Raw genomic sequence first — 16053 nt, 5'->3', positions numbered from 1 at the left:
CGGCGTCGCACCGAAGACGGGCTTCGGAGTCCCGCTGACCGGCCGCGCCCTGGCCGCCGGTCTGCGCCCCACCCTGGCCATCGACGTCGTCCCCTCGGGCGGCGGCGACATGTTCTCCCCGACGGCACCTGGGAACCGAAGCCGGACAACGAGATCGCAACCGCCTCGGGCGTCGGGGTGCTCCTCCGCGCGACCTCACCTCTGCCGACGCGTACGCCGGGCCGCGGCGGCCGTTCCCGGCGCCGGGGCGTGAACTCAATGAACGAAAGGGTGACGCGGGCGGTCCCGCTGGGGCGTACTGGTAGCCCACGCCACTCGCGGATGCAATTACTGATCGCGTTCGATATTGCATCGCCGCGGGTTTATCCGGGTTTTATCGACGTGCCGGTGAACCGGTTAGCCGAGGAAAGACGAACGGTGTCCCCACCCAAGGGAAATGGGGCAGTGGGCGGGCGAAGCCGGCGTGCCGCCGAAGACTCGCGGCCCGTATGGACCCACCGTGTGGAGCATGTTGCGATCCGGTTTCGGGACGGAGAATTCACGTATGCGGGCACTGCCGGCGGAGGTTGCGCCGGCCGTGCCCGCGGCCGTCACTCCGCCATGCCCCAGCGAACCGGGGCGATCTGCTTGGACATGATCGTGATCAGCTCGTAGGCCGCGTGCGAGGCGGCGATCGAGGTGATGTTCGCGTGGTCGTAGGCCGGTGCGACCTCCACGATGTCGGCGGAAACGAGGTGGCAGTCGGACAGGCCCCGCAGGATCTCCAGCAGTTCGCGGGAGGTCATGCCGCCGGCCTCCGGTGTTCCGGTGCCGGGGGCGTGCGCCGGGTCCAGGACGTCGATGTCGATGGAGACGTAGAGGGGGCGGTCGCCGACCCGCTCGCGCAGCTGCTGGGCGATCTCGTCCACCCCGCGCCGCATGACGTCCGCGGAGGTCACGATGCCGAAGCCGAGCTTTGCGTCCTCGTCGAGGTCCTGCTTGCCGTAGATCGGGCCGCGGGTCCCCACGTGGCACAGGGCGGAGGTGTCGACGACGCCTTCCTCCACGGCACGCCGGAAGGGCATCCCGTGGGTGTACTGCTGCCCGAAGTAGTCGTCCCAGGTGTCCAGGTGGGCGTCGAAGTGCAGGACCGCCACCGGCCCGTGCTTCTTGGCGACGGAACGCAGCAGCGGCAGCGCGACGGTGTGGTCGCCTCCCAGGGTCATCAGCCGCGCCCCGGTGGCGAGGAGCTCGTCGGCCGCGGCCTCGATGGTCTCGACCGCCTCCGCCGCGTCGAACGGATTGGCGCTGATGTCACCGGCGTCCGCCACCTGGCTGAAGTGGTACGGGTACACGTCCTGGGCCGGGTTGTAGGGGCGCAGGGTGCGGGACGCCTCGCGGATCGCGTTGCCGCCGAAGCGGGCTCCGGGACGGTAGGTGACACCGCCGTCGAACGGGACCCCGACCACCGCGATGTCGGCCTTCTCCACCTGGTCGATGCGCGGGATGCGGCCGAACGTGGCCGGGCCGGCGAAGTGCAGCGTCCGATCGGTCTCGGTCGGCGGCAGCGGCGGGGTCACTCCGTTGGGCTGGGCGGTCATGGTGCGTCTGAGCCTTTCCAGGGGGTCACTGCGGCGGGTTGCCGTGCTTGCGGGACGGCAGGTCGGCGTGCTTGTTGCGGAGCATCGCGAGGGCGCTGATCAGCGTCTCGCGGGTCTCGGCGGGGTCGATGACGTCGTCGACGAGGCCGCGTTCGGCCGCGTAGTACGGGTGCATCAGCTCGGCCTTGTACTCCTTGACCATGCGGGCGCGCATGGCTTCGGGGTCCTCGGCATCGGCGATCTGCTTGCGGAAGATGACGTTGGCGGCGCCCTCCGCGCCCATCACCGCGATCTCGTTGGTGGGCCAGGCGTAGGTCAGGTCGGCGCCGATGGACTGGGAGTCCATGACGATGTACGCCCCGCCGTAGGCCTTGCGCAGGATCAGGGAGATCCGGGGCACGGTGGCGTTGCAGTACGCGTACAGCAGCTTCGCGCCGTGGCGGATGATGCCGCCGTGCTCCTGGGAGACGCCGGGCAGGAAGCCCGGGACGTCCAGGAAGGTCAGGATCGGGATGTTGAAGGCGTCGCACATCTGGACGAAGCGCGCGCCCTTTTCGGAGGCCTCGATGTCCAGGACGCCGGCGAGGTGGCCGGGCTGGTTGGCGACGATGCCGACGACCTGGCCGTCCATCCGCGCCAGCGCGCAGATCAGGTTGCGGGCCCAGCGCTCGTGGATCTCCAGCACCTCCCCGTCGTCGACGAGCTCCTCGATGACCTCGAGCATGTCGTACGGGCGGTTGCCGTCGACCGGGACGAGCGTGAGAAGGGCCTCGGAACGGCGGTCCGCCGGATCGCTGCCCGGGTAGTGCGGGGGGTTCTCGCGGTTGTTGGAGGGCAGCATCGAGATGAGGTACCGGACCTCGGCGATGCAGGTCTCCTCGTCGTCGTAGGCGAAGTGCGCCACGCCCGAGGTCTCGGCGTGCACGTCCGCGCCGCCCAGGCCGTTCTGGGTGATCTCCTCGCCGGTCACCGCGCGGACCACGTCCGGGCCGGTGATGAACATCTGCGAGGTGTCCCGGACCATGAACACGAAGTCCGTCAGGGCCGGGGAGTACGCGGCGCCGCCCGCGCACGGGCCCAGCATCACCGAGATCTGCGGGATGACACCCGAGGCACGGGTGTTGCGCTGGAAGATGCCGCCGTAACCGGCCAGGGCGGAGACGCCCTCCTGGATACGGGCGCCCGCGCCGTCGTTGAGGGAGACCAGCGGGGCACCGGCCGCGATGGCCATGTCCATGATCTTGTGGATCTTCGCCGCGTGGGCCTCGCCCAGCGCACCGCCGAAGATCCGGAAGTCGTGGGCGTAGACGAAGACCGTACGGCCCTCGACCGTGCCCCAGCCGGTGATGACACCGTCGGTGTAGGGCTTGCGGGCCTCCAGACCGAAACCGGTCGCCCGGTGCCGGCGCAGCTGCTCGACCTCCTTGAAGGAGCCCTCGTCGAGGAGGAGCGCGATGCGCTCGCGGGCGGTCAGCTTGCCCTTGGCGTGCTGGGCCTCGGTCGCGCGGTCACTGGGGCCACGCCGCGCCCGCTCACGCAGGTCGTGCAACTCGGCCACTTTCCCGGTGAGGTTCGTCGTCACGCTGCCATTAAACGAGCGGCCGGCGCGGCCCTCCACCGCCGCCGACCCCTATTCTCGGGCCACCCACCCCTAGAACGGCAAAGGCCGAACACCCGCCGCTTGAGGTTTCCTTGAGGTTTCTCAAACGGGCGGAACGGACCATTTTCCGATTCGGTTGAACCGAAGGCGACTTGGCTCCGTGTGATGACAAAGGCAAGCAGGCGGCCGACTGTCCGATAGTTGGTACAGTGCAATCCAACCTGCCGAACGGGAGGAACCAGCCCGCCGTTTGACCAGCGGTGAGCGCTGAATTTCCATGCACTCTCACGGGCACCCTTCTGCCTGCGGCACGGTAACTCGAAGGAATAGCCACGTCATGACTGGCAACCGACGTGCGTCGTTTTGAATCTCATCGGGGAGGGCGACAGCCTTGTTGGTGGAGCGGGATGAACAGATCGCCGAACTGACCTCCTGGGTGACCGGCGCGGACGGGTCCCGCGGCCGGATCGCCTCGATCGGCGGCCCGGTCGCGTCCGGCAAGACGGCCCTGCTCCACCGCGTGCTGGAGCGGACCGCCGACTCGGGTGTCCGGGTCCTCAGCGCGGTCACCTCCGCCGCCGAACGGCACATCCCCTTCGGCGTGGTGGAGGAACTGCTCCGCGACACCCTGGACGCCGGCGGCCCGCTCCCCCTCCACGGGCCGGCCGGTCCCGGGGACCCCGTGCCCGTGCAGACCCTCGTCGCGTTCCACGCCAGGCTCGCCGGGCTCGCGGCGCGCGGGCCCCTCCTCATCGCCGTCGACGACGTGCAGTACGCCGACCCCCAGTCGCTGCACTGCCTCCGGTACGCACTGGACCGGGCCGGATCGGCTGCGGTGCGCCTCTCGGTGATGGTGACCCACGGCCCGGACGCGGGCACGGTACGACCGCGGGTCCTGGAGGAACTCCTGGGCGGCATCGAAGGGTTGCGCCTGCGGCTGGGCCCGCTCAGCGCGCCCGGGGTGGAGCGGATGCTGACCGGCCGCTCGGGGGACACCGCCCGCCTGGCCGCCTCCCTGCACGCCGCCAGCGGCGGCAACCCGCTGCTGGTGCGCAGCCTCCTCGACGACCACGCATCCCGGCAGCAGGGCACGGACACGGCCTCCGGGGTGCCGGCGGGCGAGCAGTTCCTGCAGAACGCGCTGATATGCATCCACCGCACGGGCGGCGACGGCCTGCGGGTCGCGCAGGGCGTCGCGCTGCTGGGCAGCGCCGGCCGGCCGCCGCTGCTGTCCCGGCTGGTGAAGGCCGACGAGCGGACGGTGCAGCAGGTGGTGGACGCCCTGGCCGAGGCGGGCATCCTCCAGGGGGAGCGGTTCCGGCACGGCGCGGTGCGGACCGCGGTGCTGGAGAGCCTGACCGACGACGCCGTGGTCCATCTGCGCAGACGGGCGGCGCGGCTGCTGTACGAGGCGGGGGCCGCACCGACGGCCGTCGCCGCTCACCTGCTGGGGCACGGGCCGGACGGGCTGGACGAGGAGTGGGTGCCGGGGGTGCTCAGCGCCGCAGCGCACACGGCGCTCGCGTCGCAGCGGGTCGGGTTCGCGGTGCGCTGCCTGCGCCTGGCGGAGGAGTGCTCGCGGGACGAACGGGAGCGGCTCCAGCTCCGGGCGAGCACCGCCAAGTTCATCTGGCGGGTCAAGCCGTCCGCCTGGGTGCACGAGCTCGCGCCGCTGAACGCGGCATTGCACCAGGGCACGCTGCCGGTCAGCGAATCCCTCCAGCTCGTCGGCAACCTGCTGTGGAACGGCTGGATCAAGGACGCGGCGGTCGCCATCCGGTACGCCCTCGACGCGATCCCGGGATCTCCCGAGGCACCCCCGGCCGACGAACTCCGGTGCGTACGGCTGATGCTGGCCTCCACCTACCCGACGCTGACGGACCGGCTGGACGGTGCACTGCACCCGGCGTTCGAACGCGCGGAGCCCCTCGGGGGGGCTCCGGGGCCGCAGGACGCGGCGACGGCCGGCCTGGAGGCGCTGCACGGCGTGCTCGGCGCGGGCGCCGGGCCGGGCGCGGCGGCCGGACGACGGGACCGGGCCGCGACGGACGCGGAGTTCACCGCGCAGGCCGAGCAGATCCTGGCCGGCACCCGGCTCGACGAGGACACCCACGTCACCGTGCGGGCGTGCCTGCTGGCCCTGCTGTACGCGGAACGGCTCGGCTCGGCGACGGCGTGGACGGACCGGATGCTGGAGGAGGCCGCCGATCGCGGTGCCCCCGGCTGGACGGCCGTGATGCAGGCGATCCGGGCGCACATGGCGCTGCGCCGCGGTGAACTGGCCCGGGCCCGGGCCCTGGCGGAGGAGGCCCTGGAACACCTGCCGCCGCACGGCTGGGGGGTGGGCATCGGCCTCCCCCTGTCCGCCCTCATCGAGGCACGGACGGCGATGGGCGACCACGAGGCGGCGGCGGCGCTGGTGGACCACCCGGTGCCGGAGCAACTGCTGCTGACCCGCTACGGCCTGCACTACCTGTACGCGCGGGGGCGTCACCGGCTCGCCACGGGGCGGCACCACGCGGCGCTGACCGACTTCACGGCCTGCGGGAACCTGATGCGCGACTGGAACCTGGACCGGGAGGGCCTCGCGCCCTGGCGGGTCGGGGTCGCGGAGGCCTCGCTGGCCCTCGGCAACCACGGGCAGGCCGAACGGCTCGCCAGGGAACAGCTCGCCACGGGGGCCGGGCCCCGGGTGCGCGGCCTGGCCCTGCGGGTGCTGGCCGGCGCCCGGCCGCTGCCCGACCGGCCCGCGCTGCTGGAGCAGGCGGTGGCGCTGCTCCAGCGGGAGGGCGATGCGCACGGGCTGGCACTGGCGCTGACGGACCTGGGAGCGGCGTACGAGCAGCTAGGCGACGCGGCGCAGGGCAAGAGCTGCGCCCGCCGGGCGTGGCGGATCGCCGAGGCCTGCGGTGCCCGGGAGCTCACCCGCAGCCTCCAGGCCGATCAGGCCCCGCAGAACGAGCCGCCCGTCCCGGTGGACACGGACGGTCCGGGCCCCGCCCGGCCCGCGGCGGCCGACGCGGTGTCCTCGCTGACGGACGCCGAACGGCGGGTGGCGGCGCTGGCCGCGCACGGCCACACGAACCGGGAGATCAGCGCAAAACTGTTCATCACGGTGAGTACCGTGGAACAGCACTTGACCCGCGTCTACCGGAAGATCAACATCACACGCCGTCAGGACCTGCCGGTGAGTTGGGACCCAGATGTCGCACATACTGCCTGAACCCGCCGCCGCGGCCGGTGCCGCCGCCGTCCCGTCCGGGCCGCAGCTGCTCGCGGTCAGCGACCTGCACATCGGAATGGCCGACAACCGGCCCATCCTGGAGTCGCTGCGGCCGGGCCACCCGGACGACTGGCTGCTCGTCGCCGGCGACGTCGGCGAGCTGACCGAGGACATCGCCTGGGCACTGCGCCTGCTGGCCGGCCGGTTCGCCAAGGTGGTGTGGGCTCCGGGCAACCACGAACTGTGGACACCGCGCGAGGACCCGGTCCAGGCGCGGGGCGAGGAACGCTACCGGTACCTGGTGGAGATGTGCCGCGGGCTGGGGGTGGTCACCCCCGAGGACCCGTGGCCGGTGTGGCGGGGACCCGGCGGTCCGGCCGCCGTGGCGCCGCTGTTCCTGCTGTACGACTACACGTTCCGGGTGGCGGGCACCGCCACCAAGGAGGAGTCGCTGGCCCGCGCCCACGAGGCGGGCGTGGTCTGCACCGACGAGTACCTGCTGCACCCCGACCCGTACCCGGACCGGGACTCCTGGTGCCGGGCCCGGGTGGCGCACACCCTGGGCCGGCTGGAGGCGCACGACCCGGCACTGCCCCTGGTCCTGGTCAATCACTACCCGCTGGTGCGCGAGCCCACGGACGTGCTGTGGCACCCGGAGTTCGCCCAGTGGTGCGGCACCGTGCTCACCGCCGACTGGCACCGCAGGTTCCCGACCGCCGCCGTGGTCTACGGGCACCTGCACATCCCGCGGACCACCCGGTACGACGGCGTGCGCTTCGAGGAGGTGTCGATCGGCTACCCGCGCGAGTGGCGCCGCCGCGGACACCCCAAGGGCCTGCTGCGGCAGATCCTGCCGCACCCCGACGGTCCCGGGGACGGCCCGCCGTCCGCGGGCACTCCGGCGCGTACGGCCGCCGGCACCGGCGAGGGAGCCCGGACGTGATCGAGACGCTGGTACCCCGGGAGGCGGGCGCGAGCGAGGCCTTCGGACCGGACGGGGCCGCGGTGCTGTACCCCGAGGAGGCGGCCCTGGTCGCCGCCGCACCGAACGAGCGGCGCGAGGAGTTCACCACCGTACGGGGCTGCGCCCGGCGCGCGCTGGCGGCCCTCGGGCTCCCGCCCGCCCCCGTCCTCCCCGGGAAGCGCAACGCGCCGCGCTGGCCCGCCGGGGTCGTGGGCAGCATGACCCACTGCGCCGGGTACCGGGCCGCGGTGCTCGCACGGGACACCGATCTGATGGCGGTCGGCATCGACGCCGAGGTGCACCGGCCGCTGCCCCGCGGGGTGCTGGAGGCCACGGCCCTCCCCGCGGAGCTCGCCTGGGTGCGCACCCCGCCGGCCGGGGCGGCCCCGCTGCACCGGGACCGGCTGCTGTTCAGCACCAAGGAAGCCGTGTACAAGACCTGGTACCCCCTGGTGGGGACCGAGCTGGACTTCGAGGACGCGGCCATCTCCTTCCGCGAGGACGGCCCCGTCGGCACCGAGGGCGGCGGCCCCGCCGGACGGGCCGCCGCCGGTGCGCGCACCGGCACGTTCCGGGCCCGCGTGCTGCGCCCCGGGACCGCTCCCGACGGGCACCCGGTGTCGGCTTTCAACGGCCGCTGGATCGTGCACCGCGGCCTGGTGGTCACCGCGATCAGCGTGCCCGTGCGCCTGCCCGCGGCGGCCGTCGCGGAGGGCGGGGTCGGTCGCCCGGGTCGGTAGGGGTTGTCCGGCTCCCGGGCCGCTGCATAGCGTGCGGGGACCGGACCGGACCGGCCGTGCACGGCGTACGCCGGACGGCGCGCGGCCTCCCGCCGTCCGCGCCCTCCCGTGTCCACCGGCTCGGACGTGTCCGCCGACGGGTCCGCCGGTTCGCGCCGGGCCCGCGGCCTCCTGCACCGCGAACCGGTCCGGGGCGGTCCGGCCCACCCGGACGGCACCGGCAGCGGTTCCGCGTTCCCTGCTGTGTCCGGCGCGTCCCGGTTCCCTGGAAGCGATGTCGCACCGGCCCGAGAGGTACTCAGATGACATCAGCAAGCCCGGCCCGCACCTCCATGCTCGTGCCGGACTTCCCGTTCTCCTACGACGGCTGGCTGCGCCACCCGGCCGGCCTCGGCTCGCTGCCGCCCGGGCGGGCCGGGACACCGGTGGCCGTGGTCGGCGGCGGCATGGCGGGCCTGACCGCCGCGTACGAGCTGATGCGGCTGGGCCTGCGCCCGGTCGTCCACGAGGCCGACCAGCTGGGCGGCCGGATGCGCTCCGTGCCCTTCCCGGGGGATTCCGGCTGTGTGGCGGAGATGGGCGCGATGCGCTTCCCGCTGTCGGCCCGCGCCCTGTTCCACTACATCGACCTGCTGGGGCTGCGCACCGGCCCGTTCCCCAACCCGCTGGCCCCGCAGACCCCGAGCACCCTCATCGACCTGGGCGGCGTACGGCACGCCGTGCGCACCGCGGAGCAGTTGCCGGACGTGTACCAGGAGGTGGCCGCGGCCTGGGAGAAGGCGCTGCAGGAGCGGGCGGAGCTGGCGACGATGCGGGACGCCGTCCGGCGGCGCGACGTCGGAACGCTGAAGCACGTCTGGGACCGGCTGGTCCGGGAGTTCGACGACCAGTCCTTCCACGGCTTCCTCGCCACCAGTTCGGCGTTCCGGTCGTTCCGCCACCGGGAGGTCTTCGGTCAGGTGGGCTTCGGCACCGGCGGCTGGGACACCGACTTCCCGAACTCGCTGCTGGAGATCCTGCGGGTGGTCTACACCGAGGCCGACGACCACCAGGTGGCCATCCACGGCGGTTCCCAGCAGGTGCCGCGCGGGCTGTGGGAGCACCGGCCGCGGGACTGCGCGCACTGGCCCGCGGGGACCTCGCTGGCCTCCCTGCACGACGGGGCGCCCCGGCCCGAGGTGCGCGCCGTCGCCCGGGACGGCGCGGGGTTCACCGTCACCGACGCCGACGGCCGGCGGGAGTGGTACCCGGCCGTGGTGTACACCCCGCACGTGTGGACGCTGCTGAACCGGGTGGAGGCCGATCCGGCGCTGCTGAGCGCACCGTTGTGGACGGCGGTGGAACGCACCCACTACATGGGCTCGTCCAAGCTGTTCGTGCTGACGGACCGGCCGTTCTGGCACGACGTGGACCCCGCGACGGGGCTGCCGGTGATGAGCATGACGCTCACCGACCGGATGCCGCGCGGGGTCTACCTGTTCGACGAGGGACCGGACCGGCCGGGCGTGATGTGCCTGTCGTACACCTGGAACGACGACTCGCTGAAGCTGTCCACGCTGAGCCCGCGGGAACGGCTCGACGTGCTGCTGGGGAAGCTCGCCGGGATCTATCCGGGACTGGACATCCGGTCTCACGTGATCGGTGGTCCGCTCACCGTCACGTGGGAGAACGAGCCGCACTTCATGGGCGCCTTCAAGGCGAACCTGCCGGGCCAGTACCGCTACCAGCGGAGGCTGTTCACGCAGTTCATGCAGCGCGGACTGCCGGACGGCGAGCGCGGTTTCTTCCTGTGCGGGGACGACGTGTCGTGGACGGGCGGCTTCGCGGAGGGCGCCGTCACCACGGCGCTGAACGCCGTGTGGGGCGTGGTGGACCGGCTGGGCGGGGCGACCCACCCGGACAACCCGGGTCCCGGGGACCTCTTCGACTCCCTGGCGCCCGTCGAACTGCCCTACGACGGCTGAGCGTACGGCGACCCGGACGTACCGGCGGACGTACTGGCGGACGGGCTGCGGACCGGGCGTCGTCCGGAGCCGCACGGGGCACGAAGGCGCCCCCGCCTACGGGGCGGGGGCGCCTTCGGCGTGCTTACGGACCGGTCTTCAGGACTCGGCGGCGAGCACGGCGAGGGCCTTCTTGTCGGGCTTGCCGTTGCGGTTGAGCGGGAACTGCTCCAGCACCACGACCCTGTTGGGCTGTTCGAAGGCGGGTAGCACGGCGCAGAGCCGCTCCCGCCAGTGGCCGGAGTCCCGCATCTCCTCGTCCTCGACGAAGAACACCAGCTGGGAGCCGCGCAGTTCGTCGGGCAGCGGCACGATGCGGGTGGAGCAGCCGTGGGCGGCGGCCTTCCGCTCGATGAGCTCGGGGTAGAGGGTGTAGCCCATGCGGTGCACGGCGAACTTGCGGCCCAGGACGTGCAGGTTGCCCCCGGCGTCGAGGTGGCCGAGGTCTCCGGTGGCCTGCCAGCCGGTGGCGTGGGCCGGGACGACGGTGCCGTCCTCGGCGATCTGGCCGAGGAGGGCGTCCGGGGTCTCGACCTGGATCTCGCCGGTCTCGCCCGCAGGCAGCTCCCGGCCCTCCTCGTCCACGATCCGCAGCCGGATGCCCTCCATGGCCCTGCCGGTGGCGACCGGATTGTCGAGGGTGGCGAAGGAGATGTTGCCGAGCTCGGTGGAGCCGTAGCTGTCGAGCAGGGGCAGCCCGAACTCGGCCACGTACCGGTCGACCAGCGGGGCGTCGAGCGGGGCCGCGCCGACGCAGAACATGCGGGTGCCGGCCAGGTGGTCGCGCAGGGACGGCTTGCGGCCGATCAGGCCGAGGATGCTGCGGTAGCTGGACGGGGTGGCGTCGATGACGGTGACCCCGGCGTCGCGGGCCATGCGCAGGGCGCGGTCGAGCCGCCGGTAGGGGGCGATCACCAGGGAGCAGCGGGTCAGCCAGGCGATGAGCACCATCGACAGGCCGTACTGGTGGGCGAAGGGCAGCAGCGGCATCAGCACGTCGTCGGCCCGGTGCCCGACCTGGTCCGCGTTCCGCTGCAGGTTGCGGAGGAACGCGGCGCCGGACTTCACCACGCCCTTGGGGGATCCGGTGGACCCGGAGGTCCACATGACCAGGCCATCGGGCAGCTCGGCCCAGGCGCTGAAGTCCAGGGCGGACGCGGTCGGTTCGTGGTCGGCGACGGCGACCATCAGCTCGTAGAGGTGGACGGCGTCGGCGTCTGCGTAGACGGGGGTGTCGTCGTCGACGAAGGTGACCTTCACGCCGGTGCGCACGGCGATGCGGCGCGTCTCCTCCGGGTGTTCCTGCTGGTCGACGAGGACGATCGAGGCGCCGACGTGCATCAGCGCGTACAGCACGCACACGTAGCCGGCCGAGTTCCCGGCCTTGAGCATCACGCGGTCGCCGAGGCCCACGCCCCGTTCGCGGATGGCCTCGGCCACCCGCAGGGCGTCCTGTTCGAAGTCCTCGACGGTCCGTACGGCATCGGGTGCCAGTATCTTCGCGGTCATCGGTCGCACAATGTCCTTCCTCTGGGACGTGACACGGCCGGCGACGTACGTGCGCCGGCCGGCGGTGGGTCGGGGGCGCCTTCAGTCGGGGTCGGGTTCGCCGAGGGAGATCAGCTGGTCGTGGACGATGTTGACCACCTCCCGGCGGTAGGACCTGAGGTATCCCTGGGCGCCGGGGAAGACCTCCAGGTCGAACCGGCCGGAGGTGGCCCGCCGCCAGGAGCGGACCCCGTGCAGTGTGGCGCGCGGGTCGTGGTGTGCCGTCAGGGCGACGACACGGCAGTCGAGTTCGGGCGGTCCGAGGCTGCGCCGGTGGCCGGGGGCGTTCTGACCCGAGACGAAGAGGGTCAGGGGTGCCGCGTACGTCTCCCGTTCGAAGCGGCAGGCCACCGAGTAGGCCAGGTCGGCGCCGAGCCGGTGCCCGAACAGGGCGAACGGGCGGTCGGCCCAGCCCCGTACCGACTCGAAGACCCGGTCGGCGAGCAGGGCGCCCGACTCCGGTTCGAGTTCCTCGGCCGCGGGCACGGCGGGGTACTGCACGATGAGCAGTTCCACCGTGGGCAGCAGCAGATCGGCCATGGCGAGGTAGCAGAGCGGGGAGTTCTGCGAGCTCGGGAAGCAGATCATGCGGTAGCTGCTCGGGAGCGCGGGCTGCCGGACCTGGATCAGGCCGACCTCGTCGGGGGTGTAGCCCTCGACCGGGGGCCGGCTGTGCGCAAGGGTCATGCTCCCTGGAACTCCGCCTCGGGTGGTGCCCGGCTCGCGGTCGGGCGTACGGCCGGCGCCTCCCGTGCGGAGGTGCCTCATGGTCGGGTCTGTGCTGTGCCGTGGACGCCTGACCCGTCGCCGGGGAGCACGCCTGCGGGAGGCAACCCGGCGGAGCCGGCGGGCAGGGGGTGCGGACGGGTGCCGGAATCCCCCGCAAGGACGTGTCTTTTCACGGGTCTCCTCGCGGAACGGTGAGGCGGTCGGGTCGGTCCGGCACGGTCACACGGCGATGCTGCGAGCATATTCCGGAGAGGCAATAGGCGATCACCCCTATTCCCCCCTAGGTGTTTCCCCATTCCCCCCTAAGCGCGGGCGCCGGCGGCCCCTCGCGCGTTCGCGCGTGCTAGACATGGCACAGATCACTTCCGTGTCCCATTCAGTCGGCGCCCGACGTACGGCCGGCCCTGCGGAACTCCCCGCACGGACTGCCGGACGGCCGTCAAGGCGTCCCGCGTGATTCGCAGGCATAAATGAAATCTGAACGACCCGTGCATTCCGCTGTCGTGGTCGACGGACTGGTCAAGAAGTACCGGGACCGTGACCGCCCGGCGGTGGACGGCTTGAGTTTCTCGGTCCGGCAGGGCGAGGTCTTCGGGTTCCTGGGCCCGAACGGCGCCGGCAAGACGACGACGATCGGGGTCCTGACCACCCGCGTCGCCCCGACCGCGGGACGCGCGTTCGTCCAGGGCGTGGACGTCGTGGCCCATCCCGCGCGGGCGCGCCGGGCCTTCGCCGTCGTACCGCAGCGCAACAACCTCGACCAGTCGCTCACCCTGCGGCAGAACCTGACCTTCCATGCCGCCTACCACGGCATGGGCCGGGCCGAACGGCGCCGACTCGCCGACGAGTGCCTCGACTGGGTGGGGCTCGGCGACCGCGGCAAGGACCGCGGGGACCGGCTCTCCGGCGGCCAGGCCCAGCGCGTGATGATCGCCCGGGCCCTGATGCACCGGCCCGACGTGCTGTTCCTGGACGAGCCGGCCAACGGACTCGACCCGCAGGCCCGGCTGTTCATCCACGAACGGGTGGCCGAGCTGAGCGGGCGTGGTGTGACCACCGTGATCACCACCCATGACATGGAGGAGGCCGCCCGGCTCTGCGACCGCGTGGGCATCGTGGACCACGGGCGGCTGCTCGCCCTGGACACCCCGCAGGCGCTCATGGAGAACCTCGGAGGCACCGCCTGCACGCTCACGGTGCGGCCGGGGGAAGGGGGCGCGGTGGACGCCGTCCGCCTGCTGGAGAAGCTCGACGCGGTGACCCGGGTCGAAACGGTCGGGCCCGCCGACCCGGCGGGCACCGCGGACGGCCCGGCCTCCGGGGCGGCCTCCGGGGCGGCCTCCGGCCCGGTGCCGGCCGCGGCGGCCCCGGACGCGCCCGTACGCCTCCGTCTGTACAGCGACGCGCCGTCCGGCGCGCTGCTCCAGGCCGCCGTCACCACCCTGACGGCGGCGAGCTACGACATCAAGGACATCAAAGTGGGCACCGCGACCCTGGAGGACGTGTTCATCGGGCTGACCGGCCGGGAGCTGCGATGAACTCCGCCGCCACCGTCCCCGGCGCCGTCGCCGGATTCCCGGAGGAGCTGCGGCCGGCCCCGGCCGGCGTCCGCTCGGTGACCCGCACGTTCTTCTCCATCCTCTGGCGGGACGTCTTCGTCACCGGCCGCGAACTGGGCACCTTCCTCGCCCAGGTGCTGGTGGAGCCGTTCTTCATCCTGTTCGTCTTCGGCAAGGTCCTCGGCGAACTCGGCTACACCGGCGGCGGCTTCCAGCAGGTCCTGCTGCCCGGCGTGGTGGCGCTCAACAGCTTCCTGGTGAGCCTGCAGAACACGGCCCTGCCGCTGATCATCGACTTCTCCTGGAGCAAGGAGATCGAGGACCGGCTGCTCGCTCCCATCCCCACCACGCTGGTGGCCGTGGAGAAGCTGGTGTTCGGCATGCTGCGCGGCATCGTGGCCTCGCTGCTGATGATCCCGATGGGCTTCCTGGTCCTGGACCACGCGTCCTGGCCCATGGACAGCTTCCCGGCCACGGTGGGCGTGCTGCTGATGGGCGCGCTGGCCGGCAGCACGGTGGGCCTGACCATCGGCACCCTGGCCCCGCCGCGGCACATCAGCATCGTCTTCGCGGTGACGCTGACCCCGCTGATGTTCACCGGCTGCACCCAGTTCCCGTGGCACGGCCTGGCCGACGTCCGCTGGTTCCAGGTGCTGTGCACCCTCAACCCGCTGACCTACGTCAGCGAGGGCATCCGGGCCCTGCTCCTGCCGCCCGGCGGACCCGGCTCGATCCCGCTGTGGGTGTGCCTGTCCGCGCTGACCGCCGCGATCCTGCTCTTCGGGACGATCGGCATCAAGGGCTTCCACCGCAGGGCCCAGGACTGACCCCGTTCCTCCTCCCCCTCCGGCCCCGTGCCCGGACCGGCGCACCCCGCGCCGGCCGGGGACGGGGCCTTTCCCCGTGCCCTTTCCCCGTGCCCTTTCCCCATTCCCTTTCCCCGCGCCCTTGCGCGAAATCCTTCCAGGCAGTCCTCTCCCGCACCTGGCCGTCCCGAAAGCAAAGGTATTCACGGACCATGACCCGTTCCGCCGAGGCCCCCGCCGAAACTCCCACCGGAACTCCCGCAGACACTCCCGCAGAGAACTCCGCGGATTCCACCGCTACCCGCACCGGAAACGCCATCGTCTTCCCCGGAATGGGCCCGGCCTCGTTCGCGGAGGTCGGCAAGTTCCTGCTCCTCGACCCCTATGCCCGAGCCCGTCTTGCGGAGGCCGACGACGTGCTCGGCCATTCCGTCTTCGACCGGTTCCGGAACGCCGCCGAGGACTACTCGGTCGATTTCCAGATCGCCTTCCTCGTGAATTCGATGGCGCTGGCCGACCGTGCCGTCGACACCCTCGGCATCACGCCCGACGTGTGCGCGGGGCCCAGCTTCGGCCAGAAGGCCACCGCCGCCTTCGTCGGGTCGCTGTCCTTCCCGGAGGTCGTCCGGCTGACCGCCGAACTGGCCGCGTGCGAGGAGGAGTACTTCGCCGGCGCCTACCAGGACGTGGTCACGCACTGCTTCGTCCGCACCCCGCAGGACCGGCTGGACGAGATCCTCGCCGGGTTCGACGACCGCGGCGCCTGGTACGACCTCTCCGGCCGGCTCGACGCCGGGTTCCACATGCTCTCCGTACGGGAGAAGGACCTCGACGGCCTGAAGGCCGGCATCAGCGCCGCGGGCGGCTACTCCATGTACTCGATGCGGCCGCCCGTGCACGCGGCGGCCTTCTCCGCGCTGCGCCGCAAGGCGGAGGAGGAGGTCTTCCCCTCCTACGCGTTCGCCGATCCCTCCCTCCCCGTGGTCGTCGACCACGACGGATCGGTCGTCCGGGACGCCGCCGGGGTCCGGACGATGATGCTGGACACCTTCGACCGGCCCATCCACTGGCCGGGCATGGTGGACGCGCTCCGCGGGCTCGGGGTGGGCACGCTGTACGTCACCGGCCCCGACAACCTCTTCCACCGGCTGGACATCACCAAGGACGCCTTCGAGGTCGTCGCCGTGGGCCTGCCGAAGAAGCGGGACCGTGAACGGGACCGGCAGCGCGCGCTGGACCGGTCGCGGGCGGAACGCCCCCGCCGCGGCGCCTGAGCCGGCGGGCGGGACCGCGGACGGGAC

At 72.4% G+C, this 16053-nt stretch carries 11 protein-coding genes; 7 read left to right on the top strand and 4 right to left on the bottom strand.

Going from position 1 to position 16053, the window contains the following annotated elements:
* Positions 1–590: 590 nt before the first annotated feature.
* Positions 591–1580 carry an agmatinase gene (gene speB, locus AC067U_RS19105; protein ID WP_478830899.1) on the bottom strand — a complete coding sequence of 330 codons (990 nt, stop codon included), beginning with the start codon at positions 1578–1580 and terminating at the stop codon, positions 591–593.
* Positions 1581–1605: 25 nt separating this feature from the next.
* Positions 1606–3162, bottom strand: a complete 1557-nt coding sequence (locus tag AC067U_RS19100) for an acyl-CoA carboxylase subunit beta (protein ID WP_478830898.1) — start codon at positions 3160–3162, stop codon at positions 1606–1608.
* A 415-nt stretch (positions 3163–3577) separates the two neighbouring features.
* Here AC067U_RS19100 and AC067U_RS19095 point away from each other — a divergent pair, with 415 nt between their 5' ends.
* The 4 genes from AC067U_RS19095 (at position 3578) to AC067U_RS19080 (ending at position 10071) form a co-directional block, all read left to right on the top strand.
* On the top strand, positions 3578–6403 hold the full coding sequence (locus tag AC067U_RS19095; RefSeq protein ID WP_478830897.1) for a helix-turn-helix transcriptional regulator: 2826 nt from the start codon (positions 3578–3580) through the stop codon (positions 6401–6403).
* Positions 6384–7346: a metallophosphoesterase family protein gene (locus tag AC067U_RS19090; RefSeq protein ID WP_478830896.1), complete on the top strand. Its 963-nt coding sequence runs from the start codon at positions 6384–6386 to the stop codon at positions 7344–7346. The genes AC067U_RS19095 and AC067U_RS19090 overlap by 20 nt, the downstream gene beginning before the upstream one ends.
* Positions 7343–8107: a 4'-phosphopantetheinyl transferase family protein gene (locus tag AC067U_RS19085; RefSeq protein ID WP_478830895.1), complete on the top strand. Its 765-nt coding sequence runs from the start codon at positions 7343–7345 to the stop codon at positions 8105–8107. The genes AC067U_RS19090 and AC067U_RS19085 overlap by 4 nt, the downstream gene beginning before the upstream one ends.
* A 302-nt stretch (positions 8108–8409) precedes the next feature.
* On the top strand, positions 8410–10071 hold the full coding sequence (locus tag AC067U_RS19080) for a flavin monoamine oxidase family protein (protein WP_478830894.1): 1662 nt from the start codon (positions 8410–8412) through the stop codon (positions 10069–10071).
* A 138-nt stretch (positions 10072–10209) separates the two neighbouring features.
* Here the strand turns inward: AC067U_RS19080 and AC067U_RS19075 are convergent, their stop codons facing one another.
* Positions 10210–11619 carry a class I adenylate-forming enzyme family protein gene (locus AC067U_RS19075; RefSeq protein WP_478830893.1) on the bottom strand — a complete coding sequence of 470 codons (1410 nt, stop codon included), beginning with the start codon at positions 11617–11619 and terminating at the stop codon, positions 10210–10212.
* An 81-nt stretch (positions 11620–11700) separates the two neighbouring features.
* On the bottom strand, positions 11701–12345 hold the full coding sequence (locus AC067U_RS19070) for a thioesterase II family protein (RefSeq protein WP_478830892.1): 645 nt from the start codon (positions 12343–12345) through the stop codon (positions 11701–11703).
* Between the two features lie 530 nt (positions 12346–12875).
* On the opposite strand from AC067U_RS19070, the gene AC067U_RS19065 reads away from it, so the two are divergent.
* From AC067U_RS19065 to AC067U_RS19055, 3 genes are all read left to right on the top strand, one after another.
* The gene (locus AC067U_RS19065) at positions 12876–13925 is read left to right on the top strand and encodes an ABC transporter ATP-binding protein (RefSeq protein ID WP_478830891.1); all 1050 of its coding nucleotides are present in this window, start codon (positions 12876–12878) and stop codon (positions 13923–13925) included.
* Entirely contained in the window at positions 13922–14773 is an 852-nt protein-coding gene (locus AC067U_RS19060; protein WP_478830890.1) for an ABC transporter permease, read from the top strand. Before AC067U_RS19065 ends, AC067U_RS19060 begins: the two co-directional genes overlap by 4 nt.
* A gap of 191 nt (positions 14774–14964) precedes the next feature.
* The gene (locus AC067U_RS19055; RefSeq protein ID WP_478830889.1) at positions 14965–16026 is read left to right on the top strand and encodes an ACP S-malonyltransferase; all 1062 of its coding nucleotides are present in this window, start codon (positions 14965–14967) and stop codon (positions 16024–16026) included.
* Positions 16027–16053: the final 27 nt, after the last annotated feature.

It is taken from the genome of Streptomyces sp. NPDC043853 (assembly GCF_056436025.1).
The sequence above is the reverse complement of the archived record's forward strand: the minus strand, read 5'-3'. Positions and strand labels throughout refer to the sequence as shown.

Bases quoted from the DNA above. Each gene is read 5' to 3' on its own strand.
- AC067U_RS19080 (WP_478830894.1), top strand. From the start codon at position 8,410: ATGACATCAGCAAGCCCGGCCCGCACCTCCATGCTCGTGCCGGACTTC.
- AC067U_RS19090 (WP_478830896.1), top strand. From the start codon at position 6,384: ATGTCGCACATACTGCCTGAACCCGCCGCCGCGGCCGGTGCCGCCGCC.
- AC067U_RS19070 (WP_478830892.1), bottom strand. From the start codon at position 12,345: ATGACCCTTGCGCACAGCCGGCCCCCGGTCGAGGGCTACACCCCCGAC.
- AC067U_RS19055 (WP_478830889.1), top strand. From the start codon at position 14,965: ATGACCCGTTCCGCCGAGGCCCCCGCCGAAACTCCCACCGGAACTCCC.
- AC067U_RS19075 (WP_478830893.1), bottom strand. From the start codon at position 11,619: ATGACCGCGAAGATACTGGCACCCGATGCCGTACGGACCGTCGAGGAC.
- speB (WP_478830899.1), bottom strand. From the start codon at position 1,580: ATGACCGCCCAGCCCAACGGAGTGACCCCGCCGCTGCCGCCGACCGAG.
- AC067U_RS19060 (WP_478830890.1), top strand. From the start codon at position 13,922: ATGAACTCCGCCGCCACCGTCCCCGGCGCCGTCGCCGGATTCCCGGAG.